19 protein-coding genes are annotated in these 21,789 nt (G+C 64.4%); 13 read left to right on the plus strand and 6 right to left on the minus strand.

What is annotated here, in order from left to right; translation table 11 throughout:
- Positions 1-56: 56 nt before the first annotated feature.
- A complete protein-coding gene (locus tag AC1DIM_RS02545) occupies positions 57-1,304 on the plus strand; it encodes a CapA family protein (protein WP_477708922.1) in 1,248 nt (415 codons plus the stop codon).
- A 2-nt stretch (positions 1,305-1,306) separates the two neighbouring features.
- The gene (locus AC1DIM_RS02550; protein ID WP_477708923.1) at positions 1,307-2,677 is read left to right on the plus strand and encodes a ferredoxin reductase family protein; all 1,371 of its coding nucleotides are present in this window, start codon (positions 1,307-1,309) and stop codon (positions 2,675-2,677) included.
- 46 nt (positions 2,678-2,723) lie between these two features.
- Here AC1DIM_RS02550 and AC1DIM_RS02555 read toward each other — a convergent pair whose 3' ends face one another.
- Positions 2,724-3,476, minus strand: a complete 753-nt coding sequence (locus AC1DIM_RS02555) for a type 1 glutamine amidotransferase (RefSeq protein WP_477708924.1) — start codon at positions 3,474-3,476, stop codon at positions 2,724-2,726.
- Complete coding sequence (locus AC1DIM_RS02560) at positions 3,473-4,765, minus strand: MurT ligase domain-containing protein (RefSeq protein WP_477708925.1); 1,293 nt, start codon at positions 4,763-4,765, stop codon at positions 3,473-3,475. Before AC1DIM_RS02560 ends, AC1DIM_RS02555 begins: the two co-directional genes overlap by 4 nt.
- A 92-nt stretch (positions 4,766-4,857) precedes the next feature.
- On the opposite strand from AC1DIM_RS02560, the gene pdxT reads away from it, so the two are divergent.
- The 9 genes from pdxT to AC1DIM_RS02605 all read left to right on the plus strand — a co-directional run bounded on the left by pdxT (position 4,858) and on the right by AC1DIM_RS02605 (position 14,756).
- Complete coding sequence (gene pdxT, locus AC1DIM_RS02565; RefSeq protein WP_477708926.1) at positions 4,858-5,568, plus strand: pyridoxal 5'-phosphate synthase glutaminase subunit PdxT; 711 nt, start codon at positions 4,858-4,860, stop codon at positions 5,566-5,568.
- Positions 5,569-5,571: 3 nt separating this feature from the next.
- Positions 5,572-6,327 (plus strand): YebC/PmpR family DNA-binding transcriptional regulator, encoded by a 756-nt coding sequence (locus AC1DIM_RS02570; protein ID WP_477708927.1) that lies wholly within the window; start codon positions 5,572-5,574, stop codon positions 6,325-6,327.
- Positions 6,328-6,361: 34 nt separating this feature from the next.
- Positions 6,362-6,940 (plus strand): crossover junction endodeoxyribonuclease RuvC, encoded by a 579-nt coding sequence (ruvC, locus tag AC1DIM_RS02575; RefSeq protein ID WP_477708928.1) that lies wholly within the window; start codon positions 6,362-6,364, stop codon positions 6,938-6,940.
- Between the two features lie 91 nt (positions 6,941-7,031).
- Positions 7,032-7,676, plus strand: a complete 645-nt coding sequence (gene ruvA, locus AC1DIM_RS02580; RefSeq protein WP_477708929.1) for a Holliday junction branch migration protein RuvA — start codon at positions 7,032-7,034, stop codon at positions 7,674-7,676.
- Positions 7,669-8,757 carry a Holliday junction branch migration DNA helicase RuvB gene (gene ruvB / locus AC1DIM_RS02585; RefSeq protein WP_477708930.1) on the plus strand — a complete coding sequence of 363 codons (1,089 nt, stop codon included), beginning with the start codon at positions 7,669-7,671 and terminating at the stop codon, positions 8,755-8,757. The genes ruvA and ruvB overlap by 8 nt, the downstream gene beginning before the upstream one ends.
- A 181-nt stretch (positions 8,758-8,938) precedes the next feature.
- Positions 8,939-9,334 carry a preprotein translocase subunit YajC gene (yajC, locus tag AC1DIM_RS02590; RefSeq protein ID WP_477708931.1) on the plus strand — a complete coding sequence of 132 codons (396 nt, stop codon included), beginning with the start codon at positions 8,939-8,941 and terminating at the stop codon, positions 9,332-9,334.
- 116 nt (positions 9,335-9,450) lie between these two features.
- A complete protein-coding gene (secD, locus tag AC1DIM_RS02595) occupies positions 9,451-11,208 on the plus strand; it encodes a protein translocase subunit SecD (protein WP_477708932.1) in 1,758 nt (585 codons plus the stop codon).
- Positions 11,208-12,227, plus strand: a complete 1,020-nt coding sequence (secF, locus tag AC1DIM_RS02600; RefSeq protein WP_477708933.1) for a protein translocase subunit SecF — start codon at positions 11,208-11,210, stop codon at positions 12,225-12,227. The genes secD and secF overlap by 1 nt, the downstream gene beginning before the upstream one ends.
- A gap of 135 nt (positions 12,228-12,362) precedes the next feature.
- Complete coding sequence (locus AC1DIM_RS02605) at positions 12,363-14,756, plus strand: RelA/SpoT family protein (protein WP_477708934.1); 2,394 nt, start codon at positions 12,363-12,365, stop codon at positions 14,754-14,756.
- Here AC1DIM_RS02605 and AC1DIM_RS02610 read toward each other — a convergent pair.
- From AC1DIM_RS02610 to AC1DIM_RS02620, 3 genes are all read right to left on the minus strand, one after another.
- A complete protein-coding gene (locus AC1DIM_RS02610) occupies positions 14,637-15,323 on the minus strand; it encodes a type IV toxin-antitoxin system AbiEi family antitoxin (protein ID WP_477708935.1) in 687 nt (228 codons plus the stop codon). The genes AC1DIM_RS02605 and AC1DIM_RS02610 overlap by 120 nt on opposite strands.
- A 99-nt stretch (positions 15,324-15,422) precedes the next feature.
- Positions 15,423-17,009, minus strand: a complete 1,587-nt coding sequence (locus AC1DIM_RS02615; protein WP_477708936.1) for a DUF349 domain-containing protein — start codon at positions 17,007-17,009, stop codon at positions 15,423-15,425.
- Between the two features lie 65 nt (positions 17,010-17,074).
- Positions 17,075-17,881, minus strand: a complete 807-nt coding sequence (locus tag AC1DIM_RS02620) for a peptidylprolyl isomerase (protein WP_477708937.1) — start codon at positions 17,879-17,881, stop codon at positions 17,075-17,077.
- Positions 17,882-18,116: 235 nt separating this feature from the next.
- Here AC1DIM_RS02620 and hisS point away from each other — a divergent pair, with 235 nt between their 5' ends.
- Positions 18,117-19,469 carry a histidine--tRNA ligase gene (hisS, locus tag AC1DIM_RS02625; protein WP_477708938.1) on the plus strand — a complete coding sequence of 451 codons (1,353 nt, stop codon included), beginning with the start codon at positions 18,117-18,119 and terminating at the stop codon, positions 19,467-19,469.
- 151 nt (positions 19,470-19,620) lie between these two features.
- The gene (locus tag AC1DIM_RS02630; RefSeq protein ID WP_477708939.1) at positions 19,621-20,451 is read left to right on the plus strand and encodes a sulfurtransferase; all 831 of its coding nucleotides are present in this window, start codon (positions 19,621-19,623) and stop codon (positions 20,449-20,451) included.
- A gap of 15 nt (positions 20,452-20,466) precedes the next feature.
- On the opposite strand, the gene AC1DIM_RS02635 is transcribed toward AC1DIM_RS02630, so the two are convergent.
- Positions 20,467-21,723, minus strand: coding sequence for an APC family permease (locus AC1DIM_RS02635; RefSeq protein ID WP_477708940.1), 1,257 nt, complete (start codon positions 21,721-21,723; stop codon positions 20,467-20,469).
- Between the last annotated feature and the right edge of the window lie 66 nt (positions 21,724-21,789).

A 21,789-nucleotide genomic window follows, 5' to 3' on the forward strand; every position in this document is an offset into this window, starting at 1 on the left:
TTCTCAATGCGCGGCCTTCCGGTTGTTAGGGGGCGGCCGAACCTACAATGGCGCTTATGGGGAACACACACGGCAGTGCTGCGGCCAGAATCGGGGCAGCCATCGGGGCTTTCAGCGTGGCAGCGCTACTCACCGCCTGCGGCCTGGTTGCGGAACAGAGCCCGCCATCCGCCGGCGGAGTGCCAGGCGCGCGATCAGAAGTCCAAAGCCCGACGGCGGCGCCCACGCCCACCCCTATCCCCACCCCTGGCGCAGGGCCGGCGTGCCCCACGCTCCGGTGCACGTCCGTCCTGGTCACCGGGGACATGCTGATCCACGCCCAGCTCTGGCAGCAGGCCCGCGACGACGCAGCAGCGGCAGGAACACCCGGCCTCGACTTTGTACCGCTCCTGGAAGGCCAGCGCCGGTACATCCGGCACAGCGATCTCGCCATCTGCCATCAGGAGACACCGGTCGCCGGGCCGGACGGACCATTTTCGGCCTACCCGTCGTTCAACGTCCCGCCGCAGATCATTACGGCGTCCAAGAACGTCGGCTACCAGGCCTGCACCACTGCCAGCAACCACACGATCGACCGCAGCACGGACGGACTGCTGCGCACCCTGGACGCATTGGACGCGGCAGGCCTCAAGCACACGGGCTCATACCGGACGGAGACAGAGTCGCAGGGAATCCTGATGATGCAGACGGGGGCAGCAAAGATCGCCGTCATTGAAGGAACTTACGGACTCAACGGTCTGTCAGCGGAATACAGCTGGCAAGTGGACTTGCTGGATGCGCCCACCATGATTGCCAAGGCCGTCAAAGCCAGGGCCCTTGGCGCGGACATCGTCCTGGGTGCCATGCACGCGGGGGACGAGTACGCCAGTGAGGCGAACGCCCAGCAGCAGGAAGTGGCCCACGCCCTGGTGGACAGCGGCCAGTTCAGCATGATCTACGGCCACCACACGCACTCCGTGCTGCCGATCGAAAACTACAAAGGCACCTGGATCGTCTACGGCCTCGGCAACGGCGTCACTGAACTGTCGCCCTGGTACGTGGTGAACAACGAGGGACTGCTGGTCCGGGCGCAGTTCAGCCAGGACGCCGCCGGTAAGTGGTCGGCGTCGGACCTCGCCTGGGCGCCGTCGGTGATGGTCCGTGATCCCTACCGGTGGTGCTCGGTTGCATCGGACGCACCGCAAGGGGTTTGCGCAACCGCGGAAGCCGACGCAGCCACCAGAGCACGGACCGCCGCCGTCGTGGGGTCCCTGGGATCCGCGGCCGCAGGCGCCCACGAATTCTTGATCACCAAGGAACCGTAGACGTGTCCGGCGGACATGCGTCGGCCCAGCCGAGGCGCGCGGCAGTCTTCGGTGTACCCGTCCGGCTGCTGGGTCCCCTGGCAATCGGGCTCCTCGCTGCCGGATATGGGGCGCTGTGGGTGCTTGCGCGCCCACCGGGCGAGCCTTTGCCGCGCCACCTCGGCCAGCTGTTCGGCGGGGAATCCATCCTGCTCATGTCCATCGCGCTGGTGCTGATCAGCACCCTCCCGCACGTCGAGCAAATTTTCGGCGGCATCGATTACGCCGCCATCTGGCACCGCAGGCTCGCCATTACGGGCACGGTGCTCCTGCTGCCGCACGTGGAACTGGCCTCCAACCCTGAAGCCACCAGCCTGGGTAAGGCGCTGGCGGTTCCAGCCGCGCTAGGCCTGGCAGCCATGATCGTCTGGGCAATCCTGCCGCGTTGGCGCACCATGCTGCCCGCGGCCATCCACGGCATTGTGCTGCGCACCCGCAATACATGGCCGGTGCTGCTGGTCACCCGCGTCCTCGGCGGCTACGAACGGTGGCGTGGTTTCCACCGTCTGACAGGCCTGTTCGTGGCCGCCGGCTTCCTTCATGGGCTGCTGGACGCGACGGCCTTCGAATCGACGCCCGTGCTGCGTTGGAGCTACGTGGTGATCGGCGGCGTCGGCTTGGCGTTCTATGCCTACCGTGAAGTGCTGGCCCGGCACTTCCTTCCGCATCATGACTACCAGGTGCAGGAAGTCAGCACCGTGGCGCCCGGACTCGTCGATGTGCGACTGAAGCCGCTGGGGAAGCCGCTGGCATTCAGGCCCGGCCAGTTCGCCATGATCTACCTGGAAACGAAGGACGGCTGGCAGCGGCATCCGTTCTCGATATCTGGCGCTCCTGGTGGCGAGGACATCCGCATCACGGTGAAGGCGCTGGGAGACCACACCGCGAGGCTCCCGGACGTGGTCCAACCGGGTATGCCGGCAGTAGTCAGCGGGCCGTATGGCAGGTTTGACCGCCGGGCGGGGACGGCCCGTCAGGTGTGGATCGCCGGCGGGGTGGGCATTACGCCGTTCCTGAGCTGGCTTCGATCCCTCGACGATGAGCTCGCGGAAACCGTCGACTTCTTTGTCACCTCAGCGGGGCGTTCGCCCTTCGCCGACGAAGTCCAAAGGATCGCGAAGGACCATCCACGGCTGACCGTGCACCTGATTGACACCAGCAGGGACGGCCGGCTAACACCGGAAATGGTGCTGGCTGCGGTCGATGCGGATCCGCGTGAGCTGTCGGTCTTCCTGGGCGGTCCCGACCGGATGCTCCGTCAGTTCCGCAGGGCGCTCCGCGCGTCCGGAGTCCGCGCGGCAAATATCCACCGGGAGTACTTTCACTGGCGCTGAAGGCGGCAGGCGCCGCGTTTCAGCCTTTGCTGTCAGCCGTAGCCCGTCAGCGCGGGCGGCGGACAGCGTGCTCGCGTGCCAGCACAGCGAACCGGTCATCAGGGGCGCCCGGCTCAAATGTCCCGAACTTGCGCTCGGCCGCCGTCCGGATGAGGAAGTCGGCGATGGCGGGATTCTTCGGCAGCAGCGAACCGTGCAGGTAGCTGGCCACCACGTTTTTGTAGCGTGCGCCCTCATGGCCGTCGCTGCTGTTGTTGCCGGTTCCTTTTGCCGTGGTCCCCAGTGGCCGGACGCCGGGGCCCAGCGTGGTTTGCCCGCTGTGGTTCTCGTAGCCCAGGACCTCGCCGAACTCATCCGTGGCCACCTTGACGTTGCCGATCAGGCGTTCGTCCGTGCCCTGGGTTTCGACGTCCAGGATTCCGATCCCCGGAATGATGGTGCCCAGGTGGGTCTTGAAAAAGCGCCCAAACAGTTGGTAAAGCCCGCAGATCGCCAGCATGGGGGCGCCGTCCTCAGCCAGTTCCCTCAGCAGGCCGGCGCGTGACTGAAGGTCGTCCTGAATAACCAGCTGACCGCTGTCCTGCCCGCCGCCGCCCACGATCAGATCAACGTCGGCAGGGAATTCGTCACCGACGTTGTACTCGAGCAACTCGGGCGTATAACCGTGCCAGCTGATCCGCTGCTTCAGGACCAGGGCGTTGCCCCAGTCACCGTAGATGTTCATGTCCCGCGGATACAGCTGCAGAACGCGGATGGTACCCTTGCTGCCCGGCTCGGCTCCGGTTGATTCAGCGGTCATGAGACCACCTCCACTGTGGTGATTTTGGACAGCTCGCGGCGGATGGCCAGCATGGCTGTGTAGGTGCAGAAAATCCGCTTCGGCTTGCCGCTGCCCTCACGGATGAAGGCGGCCAGGGCGGGAGCGATGTCCGGCTGGACCGCGCCGATCCGAACATCGTCATACTGCAGCCGCAGCGCCATGTCGTACGCCCGTGACCCGGTCAGCTGGTCCACGCCGCCCTCGCGGAGGGAATCAAATTCCACGTCCCAGAGCCAGGACATGTCCCGGCCGTCGGCGTAGTTGTCGTTGATGGCGATCATCGTTGCATAACCGGCAGCCGGGAAGGACTTCAGCCCGAGCCGGAAACCGCTGGGGTTCTTGACCAGGACGAGGTCGAGGGGTTGGCCGTCAACGGTGAGGCTTTCACCGCGGCCGAACGCCGGTTCAACCTGGGACAGGGCGGTGAGCAGCGTCGCGTGGTCTGCCGTAGCCGCACCGCCGCCGCAGATGCTGCGGGCCAGTGCGAGCGCCGCCGCCGCGTTGAAAATGTTGTAGACACCGCGGAGCTTCATCGCGGTGGTGACCGTGACGCCGTCGTACTCAAAATCCGCGGTGTCCGGCCCTACCTTGCGGAGTACGACGTCGGCGTGCGGCTTTTGCGGGAGCGCCGCGGGAGCGGGGCTACCGGGCGCCGCACGCATGTCGTCGTCGTTGGGGAAGGTGCTGAGGAGGGAGTCGTCCAGGCCGAAATACTGGACGTCCTGACCGGTGAGGGTGTCCGCGATACGGGCAACGCGCGGGTCCTCGCGGTTGAGGACCACTATGCCGGTGGTCTTTGCCGCGATGTGCTGCAGGAGTTGGGCCGTTTTGTCGATCTCGCCGAACCGGTCCAGCTGGTCCCGCAGGACGTTGAGCAGGAGGCTGTAGCGGGGCGGGACGCGGTTGACGAAATGCACGGCGTGGGCCTCGTCGAGTTCCAGGACGGCGACGTCGGCCTGGAGCCTGCCGCGCCAGTCCACCTCGCCGAGGAGGGCGGCCGCCACGCCGCGGGTGAAGTTGCTGCCGGTGCGGTTGGTGAAGACCTTCAGCCCCTGGCTTTCGAGGAGCTCCACCACCATCTTGGTGGTGGTGGTTTTGCCGTTGGTTCCACTCACCACGGCCACGCCGTGGGGGAGCGTGGCGAGTGTCCGCTGCATAAAGCCGGGGTCGATTTTTTCGACCACCAGCCCGGGCAGGGCGGACCCGCCACCCCTGAGCCGGGACACCCGGCGGACTAGCTTGCCGAGCGGAACGCTGATGTAAAGCATGCTCTGTAATATATCCCAGCAACGGCATAGAACCCCGCGCCGGGAACGCCCACCCGCCCGGGTGCAGGGGGTCGGCGCACTATGCTGAGGGGATGACAAACCCCCCTTCTGCCGCTGCCGTACGCCTGGGCGCAGGCCTGCGGATCGGCGTCCTGGCGCTCCAGGGTGACTTCCGCGAACACCTGCGGGCCGTGGAAGCATCCGGTGCTGCCGGCGTCGGAATCCGCAGGCCCAAGGAACTGGACGGCCTGGACGGGCTCATCATTCCCGGCGGCGAATCCACGGCCATCGACAAGCTCGCCCGCGCCTTTGAACTCGCTGAACCGCTGAAAGACAGCATCCGCAATGGCTTGCCGGTTTACGGTTCCTGTGCAGGCATGATTCTGCTCGCCAACAACATCGCCGATCCTGCGACTGACTTGGCCGGCAATCCCCAGCAGACCTTCGGTGGCCTGGACATCACGGTACGCCGTAACGCTTTCGGGCGGCAGCGCGAATCGTTCGAGACGGACCTCGATTTCAAGGGCCTGGAGTTCAGCGCCACGGAGTCGGGCGTGGCCCCGGTACATGCTGTGTTCATCCGCGGACCCTGGGTGGAGCGCGTCGGCGCCGGCGTGGAGGTCCTCGCCCAGGTGGAGCCGGCCGACCTTGAACATGCGTCCCACGCGGCCAGCCTGCCCGGGAAGGCTAGAATTGTTGCTGTGCGTTCCGGCCACCTGCTGGCCACCTCCTTCCACCCGGAAGTGACTGGGGAGAAACGCGTACATGAACTTTTTATCCGCATGATCAGAGGAGACGCGTAAAGCATGTCAGGCCACTCCAAATGGGCAACAACCAAGCACAAAAAGGCCATCCTTGATAGCCGCCGTGCAAAATCGTTCGCCAAGCTGATCAAGAACATCGAAGTTGCTGCCCGCATGGGCGGACCGGACCTCCAAGGCAACCCGGGCCTGGAACTGGCCGTCACCAAGGCCAAAAAGACCTCGGTCCCTGCGGACAACATTGACCGCGCCATCAAGCGTGGCGCCGGCCTGACCGGTGAAGTGGTTGACTACACCGAGATCATGTACGAATGCCGCGGCCCGCAAGGCTCCGCGCTCCTTATTGAGTGCCTGACCGACAACAAAAACCGTGCTGCCTCCGAGGTCCGCCTCGCGATCTCCCGCAACGGCGGCACCATCGCCGATCCCGGTTCGGTCAGCTACCTTTTCAGCCGCAAAGGCGTCGTCTCGCTGCCCAAGAAGGAGCTCACGGAGGACGACGTCCTGATGGCAGTCCTGGATGCGGGTGCCGAGGAAGTCAAGGACAATGGCGACACCTTCGAAATCCACTCGGAACCGACCGACCTCCAGGCTGTCCGCGACGCCCTCAAAGAGGCCGACATCGAATACGACACCGACGAAGCGGAGTTCGTTCCCTCGATGGTGGTTCCGCTCGACCTGGAAGCCGCCAAGAAATTCATGAAGCTGGTTGACGCCCTGGAAGAGCTCGACGACGTCCAGAACGTCTACAGCAACGCAGACCTTAGCGACGAAGTCCAGGCCGCCCTGGAATCAGAGTGACGCTAAGCGTTGCGGCCAGGGCAGTTGTCCCAGGGTGACGCTACGCGTATTGGGTGTTGACCCGGGCCTCACGCGCTGTGGCATCGGCGTGGTCGACGTCGAGCGGAACAGGCGGGCCACGATGGTGGCCGTAGGCGTGGTGGGGACCTCCCCGGAGGAAACCCTCGACCAGCGGCTGCTGGTGATTGCCCTGGCCATCGACGAGTGGCTGGATCGCTACGAACCCCACGTGCTCGCCGTCGAACGCGTCTTCTCCCAGCTGAACGTCAGCACGGTGATGGGTGTGGCCCAGGCTTCCGGTGTGGTGATCACGGCGGCTGCCAGGCGTGGAATCCCGGTGGCGCTGCACACTCCATCGGAGGTTAAGGCAGCCGTTACGGGCAGCGGCACGTCCAATAAGGACGCGGTGACCAAACTCGTCACCAAGATCCTGCGGCTCGATGCGCCGCCCCGTCCCGCCGACGCCGCGGATGCCCTGGCGCTGGCCATCACCCACGCCTGGCGGGCCGGCAGCGGGGCCGCGGTGGCCACCACCGGCCCGGGCAGCCTGTCGCTGACGCCGGCGCAGCGTGCCTGGGCCGACGCCGAGGCGAAGGCGCGCCGCGCACGCTGAATGTCGGCAGCCCTTGCTAGGGTATTCGTAGATATGTTCGGATAGCCGGTCGTTTCCCTCAAGGGCCCGGCAGTACACCAGGAGCACGGCCTTGATCAGTTTCCTTCGCGGAACCGTAGCGCACGTTGGCCTTTCCACCGCTGTCATCGACCTCAACGGCGCCGGTATGAGCGTCAACGCCACACCCCAGACACTGAGCAGCCTCCGCACCGGGGAGGAAGGCAAACTCTTCACCTCGCTGATTGTCCGTGAGGACTCGCTCACGCTCTTCGGTTTTGCCTCCGACGATGAGCGGGAAGTCTTTGACGTCCTGCTCAGCGTCAGTGGAGTAGGGCCGCGGCTGGCCCTGGCAGTCCTCGCAGTCCACGAGCCGGAGGCCATCCGCGTGGCAGCCCACACCGGCGACAGCAAGACGTTCACCAAGGTGCCGGGCATCGGCCCCAAGGTGGCTGGCCGGATCGTGCTGGAACTTGCCGGCAAGCTGGTTCCCCATGGCACAGCCGGGACTGTTGCCCCGGCCACCGCGGCCGAGGCAGCCTGGAAGCCGCAGGTAGTGGCGGCCATGACCAGCCTGGGCTGGTCTGAAAAAGACGCCGCGGCCAGCATTGACAAGGCCCTCGCGGACGATCCAGAAGTCTTGTTCCGCGGCAATGTCGCCGAAATCCTGCGGACCACCCTCCGCTGGCTTGGGCAGGACGGCGCGCGGGCCGGCAACCGCGTAGGCAGCCGTGGCTGAGCCTTCCGTTGTAGCAGCCGGGGAGGAGCCCGAGGAACGCGCCATTGAGGCTGCGCTCCGGCCCAAGAACCTGGATGATTTTGTCGGCCAGCACCGGGTCCGCAAGCAGCTCTCCCTGGTCCTGCAGGCCTCCAGGATGCGCGGCCGCAGTGCTGACCATGTGCTGTTTTCCGGCCCTCCCGGCTTGGGGAAGACCACCCTGGCCATGATTGTGGCGGCCGAAATGAATGCGCCGCTGCGGATCAGCAGCGGCCCGGCCATCCAGCACGCCGGAGACCTCGCCGCCATTCTTTCCTCCCTTTCCGAAGGTGAGGTTCTTTTCCTGGACGAAATCCACCGCATGTCCCGGCCGGCGGAGGAGATGCTGTACATGGCCATGGAAGATTTCCGCGTGGACATTGTGGTGGGCAAAGGCGCCGGCGCTACAGCCATCCCGCTGGAACTGCCACCGTTCACGCTGGTGGGAGCCACCACCCGCGCCGGTCTTTTGCCCGGTCCGCTGCGGGACAGATTCGGGTTCACCGGGCACCTGGAGTTCTACAGTGTGGCCGAACTGGAACTGGTGCTGAGGCGTTCAGCCGGCCTGCTGGACCTCAAGGTCAACTCCGCAGGCTTCAGCGAAATTGCCGGCCGCTCCCGGGGTACGCCCCGGATCGCCAACCGCCTCCTCCGCCGGGTCCGGGACTGGGCACTGGTTCACGGAATTGAGCAGATCGACGCACGGGCGGCCTCTGCCGCGCTGGACATGTACGAAGTGGACAAACGCGGCCTGGACCGGCTGGACCGTGCGGTCCTCGAAGCGCTCATTACCAAATTCGGTGGCGGCCCGGTGGGGCTTTCCACCCTTGCCATTGCCGTAGGGGAAGAAACCGAGACAGTAGAAACGGTGGCGGAACCGTTTCTTGTGCGTGAAGGCCTTCTGGGCCGCACACCACGGGGCCGCATCGCCATGGCGCCGGCCTGGACGCATCTCGGTTACGCGGTGCCGGCAGGAGTGTTCGGACAGGAACCCCTCGACCTGTTCGAAATAGACCCGGAGAGCAGCGAAGCCGCGGCCGATTGGGCGCCGAACAGCCAATAGGCTTTCCTTTCAGCTTTTCCCTTTAGACTGGTATGAAACCCGGCACGTTCGGGTCTTTGTTCCCGCCGGCGGCTCCGAGGGGCCGTTGCCGGCCAGCACGAACATCTGCATGGCGGAACGAAGCGGACGCAGCCACACACCAGACACGCCAGTAGAGAACGGAAACCTCCCTGTGGATCCCATGAACATCGTCTTGTTTGCAATGCTCGGAATATTTATCTTCATGATGTTCCGCCGCAACAAGAAGACCAAGGAGCAGCAGGCCACTCTGCAGTCGCAGTTCGAGCCCGGTGTTGAGGTCATGACCAGCTTTGGCCTCTTCGGCCGGATCGTCTCCATGGACGACGCCGAGAACAAGGTAGTCCTGGAACTCTCCCCCGGAAACCTCGCCACAGTCCACCGCCAGGCAGTCACCAAGATCGTTGAACCTGCCGTTGTGGCTGACGAGGAGCCCACCCTTGTCCCCAACGACGCCTCCTCACTGACCGCCCAGGACCTGAGCACCCCGTCGGCAACGTCCGAGACCCCCGAAGAGACCCTGAAGCGCCTCAACGATGAGGGCAAAAAGGAAAGCTAGCCACCGGCCGCTGCTCCGCATCAGGCTTCACAACACCTCTACGGCTGCGGACCGCCGCCGGTGAGAGCACCAGGCTCACACCGGCGGTTCCTCCGTAAATAAGAGAAAGATCGACAATGGCACGAACTGGTCCGAAAATCGCAGGCCTCAGGTTACTGGTGTGGCTTGGCGTAATGCTCGCCGTGCTGACAGCCGTCTTGGCAGGTGGCACCCTTGCCGGCCATGCCAGCTGGGCACCCAAGCTGGCGCTGGACCTCGAGGGCGGCACCCAGATGATCCTGGCGCCCAAGGTGGAGGGCGGTTCGGCCATCAACGAGGAGCAGCTCAACCAGGCGGTAGCGATCATTCGCCAACGTGTTGACGGCTCCGGTGTTGCCGAAGCCGAGATCAGCACACAGTCCGGGCGCAACGTTGTAGTCAGCCTTCCCGGAACTCCCACGAAGGAAACCCGCGACCTGATTCAGGCCTCCGCGAACATGAACTTCCGCCCCGTCCTGCTTAACGGCGATGCCGCAGCCGTACCCACGGAGTCGCTCACGCCGGAGGACAAGCTTCCGAAGCCGACGGCAGCACCGGCCAACGGCAGCGATATCAACTGGATCACGCCCGAGGTGTACCGGCAGTTTGAAACCCTCGACTGCAACAACCCGGGCGCTGAGAGCCCGGCAGCCTCCGATCCCACCAAGCCCTTGGTCACCTGCGAGCCTGCCACGGCAACCACCCCGGCGATCAAATACATTTTGGGCCCCGTGGAGGTAAAAGGCAGCAACATTGTCACCTCTTCCTTCCAGCTCCAGCGCGGTGCCCAAGGTGCTGTCACCAACGAGTGGGCTGTCAATATCCAGTTCGACGACCAGGGCACGGCCAAGTTCAAGGAGGTCACCGAGCGGCTGAACCAGTTCTACGTAGCCGCCGGCGGCCAGTCCGGCACCGATCCGAAGTCACAGTTCGCCATCGTGCTTGACGACCATGTTATTTCCGCGCCACGGTCCTTGGCCGTGATCACCGATGGCCGTCCGCAGATCACCGGCAGCTTCAACGAGCAGACTGCCAAGGCACTCTCGGACCAGCTTCGGTTCGGTGCGTTGCCCATTAGCTTCGAAATCCAGAGCGACCAGCAGATTTCCGCCACCCTCGGCGGCGAGCAGCTTCGCATGGGCCTCCTCGCAGGTGTTATCGGTCTGCTGCTCGTGGTGGTCTACTCGCTCTTCCAGTACCGGGCATTGGGATTTGTCACCATTCTTTCCCTGGTAATGGCGGGCGCCTTGACCTACCTGGCCATCGCGATCCTCGGCTGGACGGAAAACTACCGGTTGTCCCTTGCCGGCGTTGCCGGGCTCATCGTGGCCATCGGCCAGACCGCTGACTCTTTCATTGTGTACTTTGAACGAATCCGTGATGAGCTCCGCGAAGGCCGCGGCCTGGTTTCGGCAGTGGAGAACGGCTGGAAGCGCGCCAAGCGCACCGTGCTGGCTTCCAAAGCCGTCAACCTGCTCGCCGCTCTGGTGCTCTACTTCGTGGCCGTCGGCAACGTCCGCGGGTTCGCGTTCACCCTTGGCCTGACAGCCATTGCCGACCTCATCGTCGTCTTTATGTTCACGCACCCGACGCTGCAGCTTCTGGCCCGAACCAAGTTCTTCGGGGAAGGCCACTCGTTCTCCGGCCTGGACCCCAAGCGCCTTGGTGCCGTTCCGCTTTACCGTGGTGCGGGCCGCCTGCGTACGCCGGAGACCAAACCGGCAGTGGTCCGGGCGAAGAACACCGGCGCCGCTGCCGAAGCTGAACGGCGCATGACCATCGCGGAACGCCGCCTCGCGGAAAAGCAGGAGCAGCTTACGGGCTCCTCCAAGAGCGCAGCCAAGGAGAACAAGTAATGTCCAGCTTTGCCACTTTCGGTAACGAGCTCTACACGGGCAAGCGGTCCTACAACTTCGTGGGGGCCAAGAAGATCTGGTTCCTCATCGCCATCGTGGCGGTTGCCCTGTCCATCCTGATTCCGATAGCCAAGGGCGGGTTCAACCTGGGCATCGAGTTCCGGGGCGGTTCTGAGTTCACGGTTTCCAATGTGAAGGATACCGACCCTGCCCTCGGTGAAACCGTTGTCCAGGACGTTGTGGCCGGCAGCGTGCCGCGCGTAGCGAACGTCGCCGGGACCACCATGCGGATCCAGACGGACAAGCTCACAGACGATGAAACGCTCAAGATCAAGGCAGGCCTCACCACGGCCTATGGCGTCACCGACAACGAAGTGACGTCAACCTTCATCGGGCCCACCTGGGGGGCGGATGTCACCAAGCAGGCCCTGATGGGTTTGCTCGTCTTCGTGGCCTTGGCTGCAGTGCTGATGGCGCTGTACTTCCGGACCTGGAAAATGTCTGTCTCGGCCCTGACCGCAATGCTCGCGACCATGTTCATTACTGCCGGCGTGTACGCCCTCAGCGACTTTGAAGTGACGCCGTCGGCCATTATCGGGTTCCTGACGGTGCTCAGCTACTCGCTGTATGACACCGTGGTGGTCTTCGACAAGATTCGGGAAAACACCGCCGATGTGACTGTCTCCACGCGCCGTACTTTCGCTGAGGAAGTCAACCTCGCGGTGAACCAGACGCTGGTCCGTTCCATCAACACCATGATGGTGGCCATCCTTCCGGTGGGTGCCATCCTGTTCATTGGAGCCGGCCTCCTCGGGGCCGGCACCCTGCGCGACTTGTCGCTTGCCCTGTTCGTCGGCATCTTGATCGGGACGGCTGCCACGATCTTTGTGGCAGCGCCTATGTACGCGTGGCTGCGCCAGGGCGAACCCGACCTCGTCAAACAGGCGAGGAAAGTCGAAAACCGCAGGGCCGAAAACGCTGCCCGGACGGAAGAAACGGCAGCACCCGCAGGAGCGTGACCGGACAAACCACAACGGGCCGGGTGGCGTGGAATATCCATGCCACCCGGCCGCACGCATTTATGGACCGGTTACGGAAGTGAACAGCCGGAGGAATAGACTGGGTTCATTAACAGGCTCGTGAGGGGTGCTTCATTGGAAGAACGTTCGGCATCGGTGCCAATGGCAGGCGGGGACGGAAAGCCGGGCCACGGAGTTCAGGCCGGGCTGACCGCATCTGCACGCCCCGGAACGGGTGTTCCGGTGGACAATTCCGGCGCGCGGCCCACGTTTCCCGGCCGCCGCGAGCGGACGCGTTCGCGTTTGGCCCGCCTCACCGGCCGCGGCGCCACCACGTATTCGCCCATCCTTGAGCCGCTGCTGCGGACGGTCCGTGCGAACAACCCCAAGGAAGATTTCGATCTCATCCAGCGCGCGTTTGACGTTGCTGAGAGGAGCCACCGCGGGCAGAAACGCAAAAGTGGCGATCCCTACATCACCCACCCTGTTGCCGTCGCCACCATCCTCGCCGAACTGGGCCTTAGCGGGACCACCCTGGCCGCTGCCCTGCTTCATGACACCGTTGAGGACACTCCGTATACGCTGACAGACCTCAAGAAGGACTTCGGTCCGGAGGTTGCCATGCTGGTGGATGGCGTCACCAAATTGGACAAAGTCAGCTTTGGTGAGGCTGCCCAGTCGGAGACTGTCCGCAAGATGGTCGTGGCCATGGCCAAGGACATTCGCGTCCTGATGATCAAGCTCGCCGACCGGCTCCACAACGCGCGGACCTGGCGGTTTGTCTCCGCCGAGTCATCTGCCCGGAAAGCCCGGGAAACGCTGGAGATTTTTGCGCCCCTGGCCCACAGGCTCGGCATGAACACCATTAAGTGGGAGCTCGAAGACCTGTCCTTCGCTGCCCTCTATCCGAAGGTCTACGAAGAGATCGTCCGGATGGTGGGGGATCGCACGCCGGAACGTGAAAAGAGCCTGGGCGTCATCCGCGACCAGATTACCGAGGACCTCCGTGCTGCCCGGATCAAGGCGACCATCACCGGCCGGCCGAAGCATTATTACTCGATCTACCAGAAGATGGTGGTCCGGGACAAGGACTTCGACGACATCAACGACCTCATGGGCGTTCGCGTTCTGGTCGATTCCGTGCGGGACTGCTATGCAGCGCTCGGCACCATGCATTCGCGCTGGAACCCGCTGCCAGGGCGTTTCAAAGACTACATAGCCATGCCCAAGTTCAATATGTACCAGTCGCTGCACACCACGGTGATCGGGCCGGGCGGCAAACCCGTGGAGATCCAAATCCGCACGCACGAAATGCACCGTCGGGCCGAATACGGTGTCGCTGCGCACTGGAAGTACAAGGACCAGCCCAACCGCACAGCCGTTGGCCCTGGAAGCCCCCGTGACGGCGACATGGGCTGGCTGAGGTCCCTGGTTGACTGGCAGCAGGAAACCTCGGATCCGGGAGAGTTCCTGGATTCCCTGCGGTTTGAGATCAATGCCCGGGAGGTTTTCGTCTTCACCCCTAAGGGTGAGGTGATGGCCCTGCCCGCCGGATCAACCCCCGTGGACTTCGCCTACGCCGTCCACACCGAAGTAGGGCACCGCACCATCGGTGCCCGCGTCAACGGCAAACTGGTTCCGCTGAACAGCGAACTGAACCACGGCGACTGGGTGGAGATTTTCACCTCCAAGGCCGAGGGCGCAGGCCCCAGCCAGGACTGGCAGCATTTTGTTAAGAGCGCCCGCGCCCGCAACAAGATCCGCCAATGGTTCAGCAAGGAACGCCGCGAAGAGGCAATCGACCGCGGAAAGGAACTCCTGACCCGGGCCATGCGGAAGCAGAACCTGCCACTGCAGCGCCTGATGACGCACGAGGCCTTGGCGGCGGTGGCCGCGGACTTCAAGTACGTGGACATCTCGGGCCTGTACGCCGGTGTTGGCGACGGACACACGTCAGCGCAGTCGGTCATGGAGCGGCTGGTTGAGAGTCTCGGTGGCAACGAGAGCACTGACGACGACATCACCGAAGTCAGTATCCCGACGCAGGTCGCCAAGACTAAGTTTTCCGACTCCGGAGTGGTGGTGCGGGGCGTCGGCGATGTGTGGGTGAAGCTCGCCCGTTGCTGCACACCCGTTCCGCCGGACCCCATTCTCGGATTCGTCACCCGCGGCTCCGGTGTATCCGTACACCGAACAGACTGCACCAACATCTCCGACCTCAAAGACCAGCCGGACCGGATCGTGGATGTTGACTGGGCTCCAACGCAGTCGAGTGTTTTCCTGGTCGAAATCCAGGTGGAGGCGCTGGACCGTAAATCCCTCCTCTCTGACGTGACGCGGGTACTTTCCGAGAACCATGTCAACATCCTTGCCGCCAGTGTGAACACGTCCAGTGATCGCGTGGCCATCTCACGGTTCGCCTTCGAGATGGGCGACCCCAAGTACCTCAGCCACGTCCTTAGCGCTGTCCGGCGCATCGACGGCGTGTTCGACGTCTACCGGACTACCGGGAACAAGCGCCGGGGTTAGCAGCGCAAGTTTTTCGAGGGCGGCCCGTTTGTGCGGGACCCTTGGCGTGGCTTCGATGGCCAGGACGAGCAGGCGGAGCCGGACGTCCTTCTCCGGGCGGGCCAGCAGTCCCGCCAGGGCGGGCAAGGCGCGGTGGGCGTCCACGTGCAGTGCGATGTCCACGGCGGTCCGGAGCGGGCTTGAGACCATCAGCCCGCCCATGCTGACGACGTCAAAGGGCCCGAGCCTGACTTCATGAAGTGTGCAGCCCCGGGTGTTGCGAAGGCTGGAAATCCGCCGTTTCGCATCCACAAGCAACGCCAGCTTGTCCGGCTCGTCAGCGCACCCGTAGATCCAGGCCGCCGTCATCCGGCCTGCCACCACCCGCTGCCGCACTGCTGCAGGCACCGCATTGGCTGCCGCCCTAGCCCTTAGCTGTGCCGAGACCGGGACGTCAGGCAGTGTGTAGCCGTGCTGGTGGAACCGTGAAAGGACACCGTCAGACGCCAGGGTCTGGAGTTCCGGCCACGTGAAAGGCCGCCCCGGCGAGTAGAGGTCAGGGTGCGGGGGCGGGGACTGGGTGGCCATCCACCCATCCTGCCGCGTGGCCGCTTAAAAGGCACAGGCCCGGTTCCGGTTATGTGGATAACCGGAACCGGGCCTGTGACGGCCGGTGGCTGGCGGCGCCTAGGCCAGCTCGCTGGCGGAGCGCTGGATCTGGTCAAGCCAAGCCTGCCGCGCCTCGAGTGCTTCCCTTGCGGCCTTGATCTTTCGCTCGTCGCCCGCCTTTTCCGCCTTCTCGAGATCGTCCTGGAGCCCGGCAATGGCGGCCTCCAGTTGTGACAGGGCGCTGTTCGTGCGGGCCTTGGTCTCAGGGTTGGAGCGCTGCCAGTTCTCCTCTTCGGCGTGCCGGACAGCGTCCTCCACCTTGCGAAGGCCGGCTTCGATCCGTCCCATATCGGCACGGGGGACCTTGCCGGCTTCTTCCCAACGGTCCCGGACGGACTGCAGCGCCTTCTTGGCGGCAGCCAGGTCCTTGACCGGCAGGATGGCGTTGGCCTCAACCAGGAGTGCTTCCTTCACCGTGAGGTTGCCCGCATACTCCTGGTCGATCTCTTCATTGGCTGCCTGCCGGGACGTGAAGAAGACGTCCTGGGCGGCGCGGAAACGGGCCCAGAGGGCGTCGTCGTCCTTGCGGCTTGCCCGTGGGGAGGCCTTCCAATCATCCATGAGGCGGCGGTACTCGCCTGCGGCGAAGCCCCAGTCGGTGGACGAGGACAGTGCCTCGGCCTCGGCAATGAGCTTTTCCTTGGCCGATTTTGCGGCCGAGTTGGTGCTGTCCAGCTGGGAGAAGTATGCGCGGCGGTGGCGGTCAAACACGGTCCGGGCGGCACGGAACCGCTTCCACAGGGAATCTTCGTTGCTGCGGCCAAGCCGGACACCGCTCTTCTGGGCCGTCTTCCAGCTTTCGAAGAGTTCGTTCATCCGCGCGCTGGAGGTTTTCCACTGGATCTGAGTAGGGTCCTGGCCAGAGATTTCCTCGGCTTCGGCCACGATTGCGTCACGGGCTGCAAGCTCAGCGGCGCGCACGGCGTCATGCTCTGCCTTCTCTGCCTTTTCAAGCTCGGTGATTTGGGCGGAGACGGCATCCAGGCGGGCTTCGGCGGAACGCAGGTCACCCACCATGTTCCGCTCTGCCAGCTGTTCGCGCAGGTGGGTGACGGTCTTCTGCATGTCTGTGCTTGGCGCCTTGGAACTGACGCGCTGCTCAAGGAGCAGGACCTGGGCCACAATGTCGTCATATTTCCGCGCGAAATATCCGAGGGCTTCATCGTTGCTGACGTCCGGGTACTGGCCAACCGGGTGCTCTTCGCCGTCAATGGTGAGGAACACATGGCCATCACCTTCGACGCGGCCCCAACGTGCAGCTTCCGCAAGCGAGGTGGCGGAGGCAACGGGGGCCGGGGCTGCCGCGGGCGCGGCTGCGGCCGGCTTGGGCCGGGCGGCGAACGCTGCCGGTGACGGAGCAGGACGGGGTGCAGGGGCCGCTGGTTGCGCGGCCTCGGGCGCCGCAGGTGCGTCCTGCGCGGCGTCAGCCTGCTCGGCCGAAGGCTCCGGGGCCTCGGCCGGGGCGGCGTCAGCCGGCGGAACGGTAGCCTGCTCGGCTACTGCCTCATCGGTTACTGTCTGGTCAGCTACTGCCTGCTCGGCCTCGGGGGCCGTTGCCTCGGTCAGGTCTGCTGCTGTTTCGTCGGATTTCTGACTGTCTGTCACCGCTAAAAGTCTTTCGCTTGGAGGAAAATACTCACATACCGCACCACAGCCGTGAGGCCGGGCTCCTACTTCAGAGAAACCGAGTCTATCGTGACTGGTTCCACAGGCGCGCCGTCAGTGTCGCTGCTGCCGGGAGTGATTCCCGCCGCTGCGATTCCGGACACCACATCCAGTCCTGACGTCACCTTGCCCACCACCGTATAGCCGCCGGCGGTATCGGCAGGAATCATGGTGTCTTTGTAGACAATAAAGAACTGTGTGCCGTTGCCGTATGCATTGTTGCCCGTCCTCGCTACGGCAATGGTGCCGGCCGGGTAAAGGTTGTCAGCCGGGACATTTTCCAGCGGACCCCACGTGTAGTCCGGATTCCCGCCACCCTTGCCATCGGCGGATCCGCACTGCAGGACGCCGAAGCTCGCGCCGGTGGTGAGCCGGTGGCAGGTCTTGCCGGTGAAGTAGCCTTCGTCGCTGAGGGACTTGAAGACGGCGGCCGCCTGGGGTGCCTTGGTGCCGTCCAGTTCGACGCCGACTGCGCCGCGGTTCAGGGCAAGCTCGCCGGTGAACACTTTCCCGGCGGCTGTTTCCGGCGACGGGATGTTTGCCGCGTTGGTGGGCGGCGCGGAGGTTGTGGGGGAGGCGGAGGAAGGAGTGAGGCCGGCTTCTGCTGCGGCGAACTCGGCTTCGGTGGGATTACCTGCAAAGGCCGTCAACTGAAGGACGACGGCGAGCAGCACGGCAGCGGTTCCCGCACCGGCGGCGATGAGGTTGTCGCGTTTGCGCCGCAACTCCTGGTCCCGCCGCAGCCCGCGCTTAGCCTCCATCTGCTGGATGCGCCGTTTGGCTTCGCGGGCACTGCGTGAACTGGCCGCCAAGGGTCCTCCTGTAAGTCGGTCTGCGGCCGGGCAATCAGCGCCCGGGCACAGGGGTCTGGCGGCAGCCTTCAGCGTCCCCCTGCCGCCGTATTAGAGATGCGGGCGGATGACGCATAAACTGACTGCCGCACATAGTTTATGCATGAGTTGCCGGACAGCCGCCGTTCCTGGCCCGTTTTGGGCGGAATGCCGGGCAGAGTCACAGGCGCCTTTCATCAAGAGGAGAACATCCACCATGGCACGCACCGCCTCCCTGTCCGGATTCCYCGAGTGGCTTCCCGAGGAGCGGCTGGTGGAGCTGCACGTGCTGGACACCCTCCGCAACGTTTTTGAGCTGCACGGCTTCGGGTCCATCGAGACCCGGGCCGTGGAAACTGTCGGCCAGCTGCTGCGTAAAGGTGAGATCGACAAAGAGGTTTATGGCCTCAGCCGCCTTCAGGACGACGAGGCTGACCCGGACCCCGCCAAGGCCGGAAAGTCTGATCCGCATGCCCTGGCGCTGCACTTCGACCTGACGGTGCCTTTTGCCCGCTACGTCGTTGAAAATGCCGGGTACCTGGCCTTCCCGTTCCGGCGCTACCAGATCCAGAAAGTGTGGCGCGGGGAGCGCCCGCAGGAAGGCCGGGCCCGGGAATTCACGCAGGCCGACATCGATATTGTGGGCGACGGCGAGTTGCCCTTCCGCTACGACGTGGAAATTGCGCTGGTCATTGCCGAGGCACTCAGCGCCCTCCCCATCCCTGAATTCCGCCTGCGCATCAACAACCGCAAACTCGCCGAAGGCTTTTACCGCGGGATCGGACTGGAAGATACCGCCGGTGTGCTGCGCAGCATCGACAAGCTGGAAAAGATCGGCCCCGAAAAGGTTGCGGACTTGCTTAAAACCGAATTGGGGGCATCCGACGAACAGGCGCAGCTGGCATTGAAGCTGGCAGGAATCTGCACGGAAGACACTTCGTTTGTGGCCCAGGTCCGCGCCCTTGGGGTCACCGACGACCTGCTGGAGGAGGGCCTCGACGAACTCGAACAGGTGGTCGACGCCGCAGTTCAGCGCGCACCGGGCAAAGTGGTGGCCGACCTCAGCATTGCCCGCGGCCTGGACTACTACACCGGCACCGTGGTGGAGACCGTGCTGGTGGGCCACGAGCAGCTCGGTTCCATCTGCTCGGGCGGCCGTTACGACGCCCTGGCGTCGAAGGGAAACCGCAAGTTCCCCGGAGTCGGCCTCTCCATCGGCGTCACCCGGCTCGTGTCGCGCATCCTCAGCCAGGACTTGGCCAAGGCTTCCCGTTCGGTGCCCACTACCGTGCTGGTTGCGCTCACGAACGACGACAGCTGGGGTGCCGCGCAGGATGTCGCTGCGCAGCTCCGTAGCCGCGGCATCGCCACCGAAGTCGCAGCCAAGGCAGAGAAATTCGGCAAGCAGATCAAGTTCGCGGACCGCCGCGGCATCCCGTTCGTCTGGTTCACCGACGACGACGGCAACCACCAGGTCAAGGACATCCGGTCCGGAGATCAAGTGGTTGCTTTTCCGGAAATCTGGACACCGCCGTCGGAGGACCTGAACGTCCGCATCCTCACGACGTAGAGACCCGGATGCAGCCACGGTTTCCGGAACGATTCCGGGTGCCTCCTTCCTCGCAGCGGCGTAAAATCTATTAAGTTGGATGTCAACAGTTGCTGGCTGCTGGGCCCGGCCCTTTACTCGACGGATGCAGGATGCACCAGGAGGCTAGGGAATGCAGGACGGTAATGATGCTACTGATGACCTTCTCGTTAGCGCGGAATGGTTGGAAGATCACCTCCACGATCCCGGCCTTCGCGTCATAGAAGTTGACGTCAGCAACGCCGCCTTCAACGAAGGACATATTGAGGGCGCGGTCCTGTGGAACATTTACCGGGACCTGAAGGATGGCAGCTACAGGCTCGTGGACACGCCAGCCATAGAGGAGCTCCTGCACCGGTCCGGCATTTCGCCGGAGTCCATGGTGGTTTTCTACGGCTATGCGCCGGCCATGGGGTTTTGGCTGATGACGCTCTACGGTCACAAGGGGCTCCGGATCCTGGACACCTCAAGGACCACCTGGGAGCAGGCTGGCCGGCCATGGTCGGTAGAGACGTCGGTGCCTCACCGTACTGACTACCTGTTGCCGGACCCGGACAAGCGGGTCCGTGCCGCGCAGGATGAGGTAGCGGAATCGATCGGGCTGCCGCGTGTAACGCTCCTGGACGTCCGCACAGAGGCTGAATTCCATGGCGAACGGTTTTGGCCGTCGGGAGTCGCCGAGCCCGAAGGCCGTGCCGGACATATCCCGTCGGCCGTGCACGTCGCGGTCGACGGATTACGAACACCCGACGGCTCGTTCCGCAGTGCCGACGAACTGCGGCGGATTTTTGAGCCGGTGATGGAATCGGCCGGCGACATAATTACCTACTGCACGGTTGGTGCCCGTGCCAGCACCGCATGGTTCGTGCTGAGCTACCTGCTGGGACGCGGTCACGTCCGGGTGTACGACGGGTCTTGGGCCGAATGGGGAAAAATGGCGGAAACCCCTGTGGACTTCAGCTGACCCGCTGAAAGCCCTCTACCGCAGGCGGAGCACCAGGAACCGGACTGCGGCGCCCGCGGCCAGGACGGCCGCCATCCCCAGCACAGAGGCGGCCGGAAGCGTGAACGCCAACAGCAGGCAACTGACAAACCCAGCAACGTTGAGCCACTTGGGGGCATGCGCCGGGTGCTCGTCGAGTGTGTAGGCAGCAGCGTTGGTGACGGCGTAGTAGATCAGCACACCGAAGCTCGAGAACCCCACCACGGTCAACACGTCCGTGGTCAGAACCAAAAGAATGACGACGGCGGCCACGGCAAGTTCCGCCACGAACGGTACCGTGTGCCGACCGCCCACCCTGGCCAGCGCGGCTGGCAGGTCCCGCTCCCGCGCCATGGCCAGGGTTGTCCTGCCCACTCCGGTAATGAGCGCCAGCAGCGCTCCGAGGCTGGCGGCCGCCGCTCCGGCCTGAACCAGCGGAGCACCGGCTGCGAGCTGTGAATGAAGCACGGCGTCCAGCAGCGGAACGTCGGTGGCCGCAAGCCGGCCGGCCGGCAAATGGCTTTGGAGCAGCAGCGCCAGTCCCAGGTAGATAACAAAGGCGGCGCCCAGGGCTGCGAGGATCGCGCGTGGAATAGTCCTCGCCGGATCCTTGACTTCCTCGCCCAGCGTGGCAATTCGTGCGTATCCGGCAAAGGCGAAGAACATCAGGCCGGCTGCGGGCAGCACACCCCCGAGCCCTCCTGCAACGGGTACGACGGCGGGTCCACTGGCGCCCGTTGCAGCGGAAGAATGTGGCCCAACGATGGCGGCTACCGCCACAAACACCAGGGTGGCCAGCACTACGCACAGGAGGACCCGGGTGAGCAGTGCTGTCCGCGTGATGCCGAACATGTTCACAACCGTCAGCGCAACCACGGCCGCGACGGTAACAGGAACGGCGTAGTCCGGGGCCACATAGTGGCCGAAGGTCAGCCCCATGGCCGCGCAGGACGCCGACTTGCCACTGACAAAGCCCCACCCGGCGATAAATCCAGGCCATTCGCCCAGCCGCTTCCGGCCATAGACGTAGGTCCCGCCACTGGCCGGATACCGCGCCGCGAGCTCCGCCGATGCCACGGCGTTGCAGTAGGCCACGGCGCCCGCGAAGAGGACGGCCAGGACCAGGAAATTTCCGGCCAGGCCTGCGGCCGGGGAGAAGACCACAAACACGCCGGCGCCCAGCATCGAACCGAGCCCTATGGACGTGGCGTCAAACACGCCCAGCCTCCGCTGAAGTTGCCGGTGGGGGTTCATGGGGGGAGAGGGGCCTTTCCAGCGGGTAAACTCAGACGGGATTGTTCCCGGAATGATCCTATGCAT

The sequence above is a fragment of the Pseudarthrobacter sp. 01T43 genome, assembly GCF_056398665.1.

Excerpts from the sequence above, each read along its gene's own strand:
- AC1DIM_RS02545 (WP_477708922.1), top strand. The coding sequence starts at position 57 with ATGGGGAACACACACGGCAGTGCTGCGGCCAGAATCGGGGCAGCCATC.
- AC1DIM_RS02555 (WP_477708924.1), bottom strand. The coding sequence starts at position 3,476 with ATGACCGCTGAATCAACCGGAGCCGAGCCGGGCAGCAAGGGTACCATC.
- AC1DIM_RS02560 (WP_477708925.1), bottom strand. The coding sequence starts at position 4,765 with ATGCTTTACATCAGCGTTCCGCTCGGCAAGCTAGTCCGCCGGGTGTCC.
- pdxT (WP_477708926.1), top strand. The coding sequence starts at position 4,858 with ATGACAAACCCCCCTTCTGCCGCTGCCGTACGCCTGGGCGCAGGCCTG.
- AC1DIM_RS02570 (WP_477708927.1), top strand. The coding sequence starts at position 5,572 with ATGTCAGGCCACTCCAAATGGGCAACAACCAAGCACAAAAAGGCCATC.
- yajC (WP_477708931.1), top strand. The coding sequence starts at position 8,939 with ATGAACATCGTCTTGTTTGCAATGCTCGGAATATTTATCTTCATGATG.
- secD (WP_477708932.1), top strand. The coding sequence starts at position 9,451 with ATGGCACGAACTGGTCCGAAAATCGCAGGCCTCAGGTTACTGGTGTGG.
- secF (WP_477708933.1), top strand. The coding sequence starts at position 11,208 with ATGTCCAGCTTTGCCACTTTCGGTAACGAGCTCTACACGGGCAAGCGG.
- AC1DIM_RS02610 (WP_477708935.1), bottom strand. The coding sequence starts at position 15,323 with ATGGCCACCCAGTCCCCGCCCCCGCACCCTGACCTCTACTCGCCGGGG.
- AC1DIM_RS02630 (WP_477708939.1), top strand. The coding sequence starts at position 19,621 with ATGCAGGACGGTAATGATGCTACTGATGACCTTCTCGTTAGCGCGGAA.
- AC1DIM_RS02635 (WP_477708940.1), bottom strand. The coding sequence starts at position 21,723 with ATGAACCCCCACCGGCAACTTCAGCGGAGGCTGGGCGTGTTTGACGCC.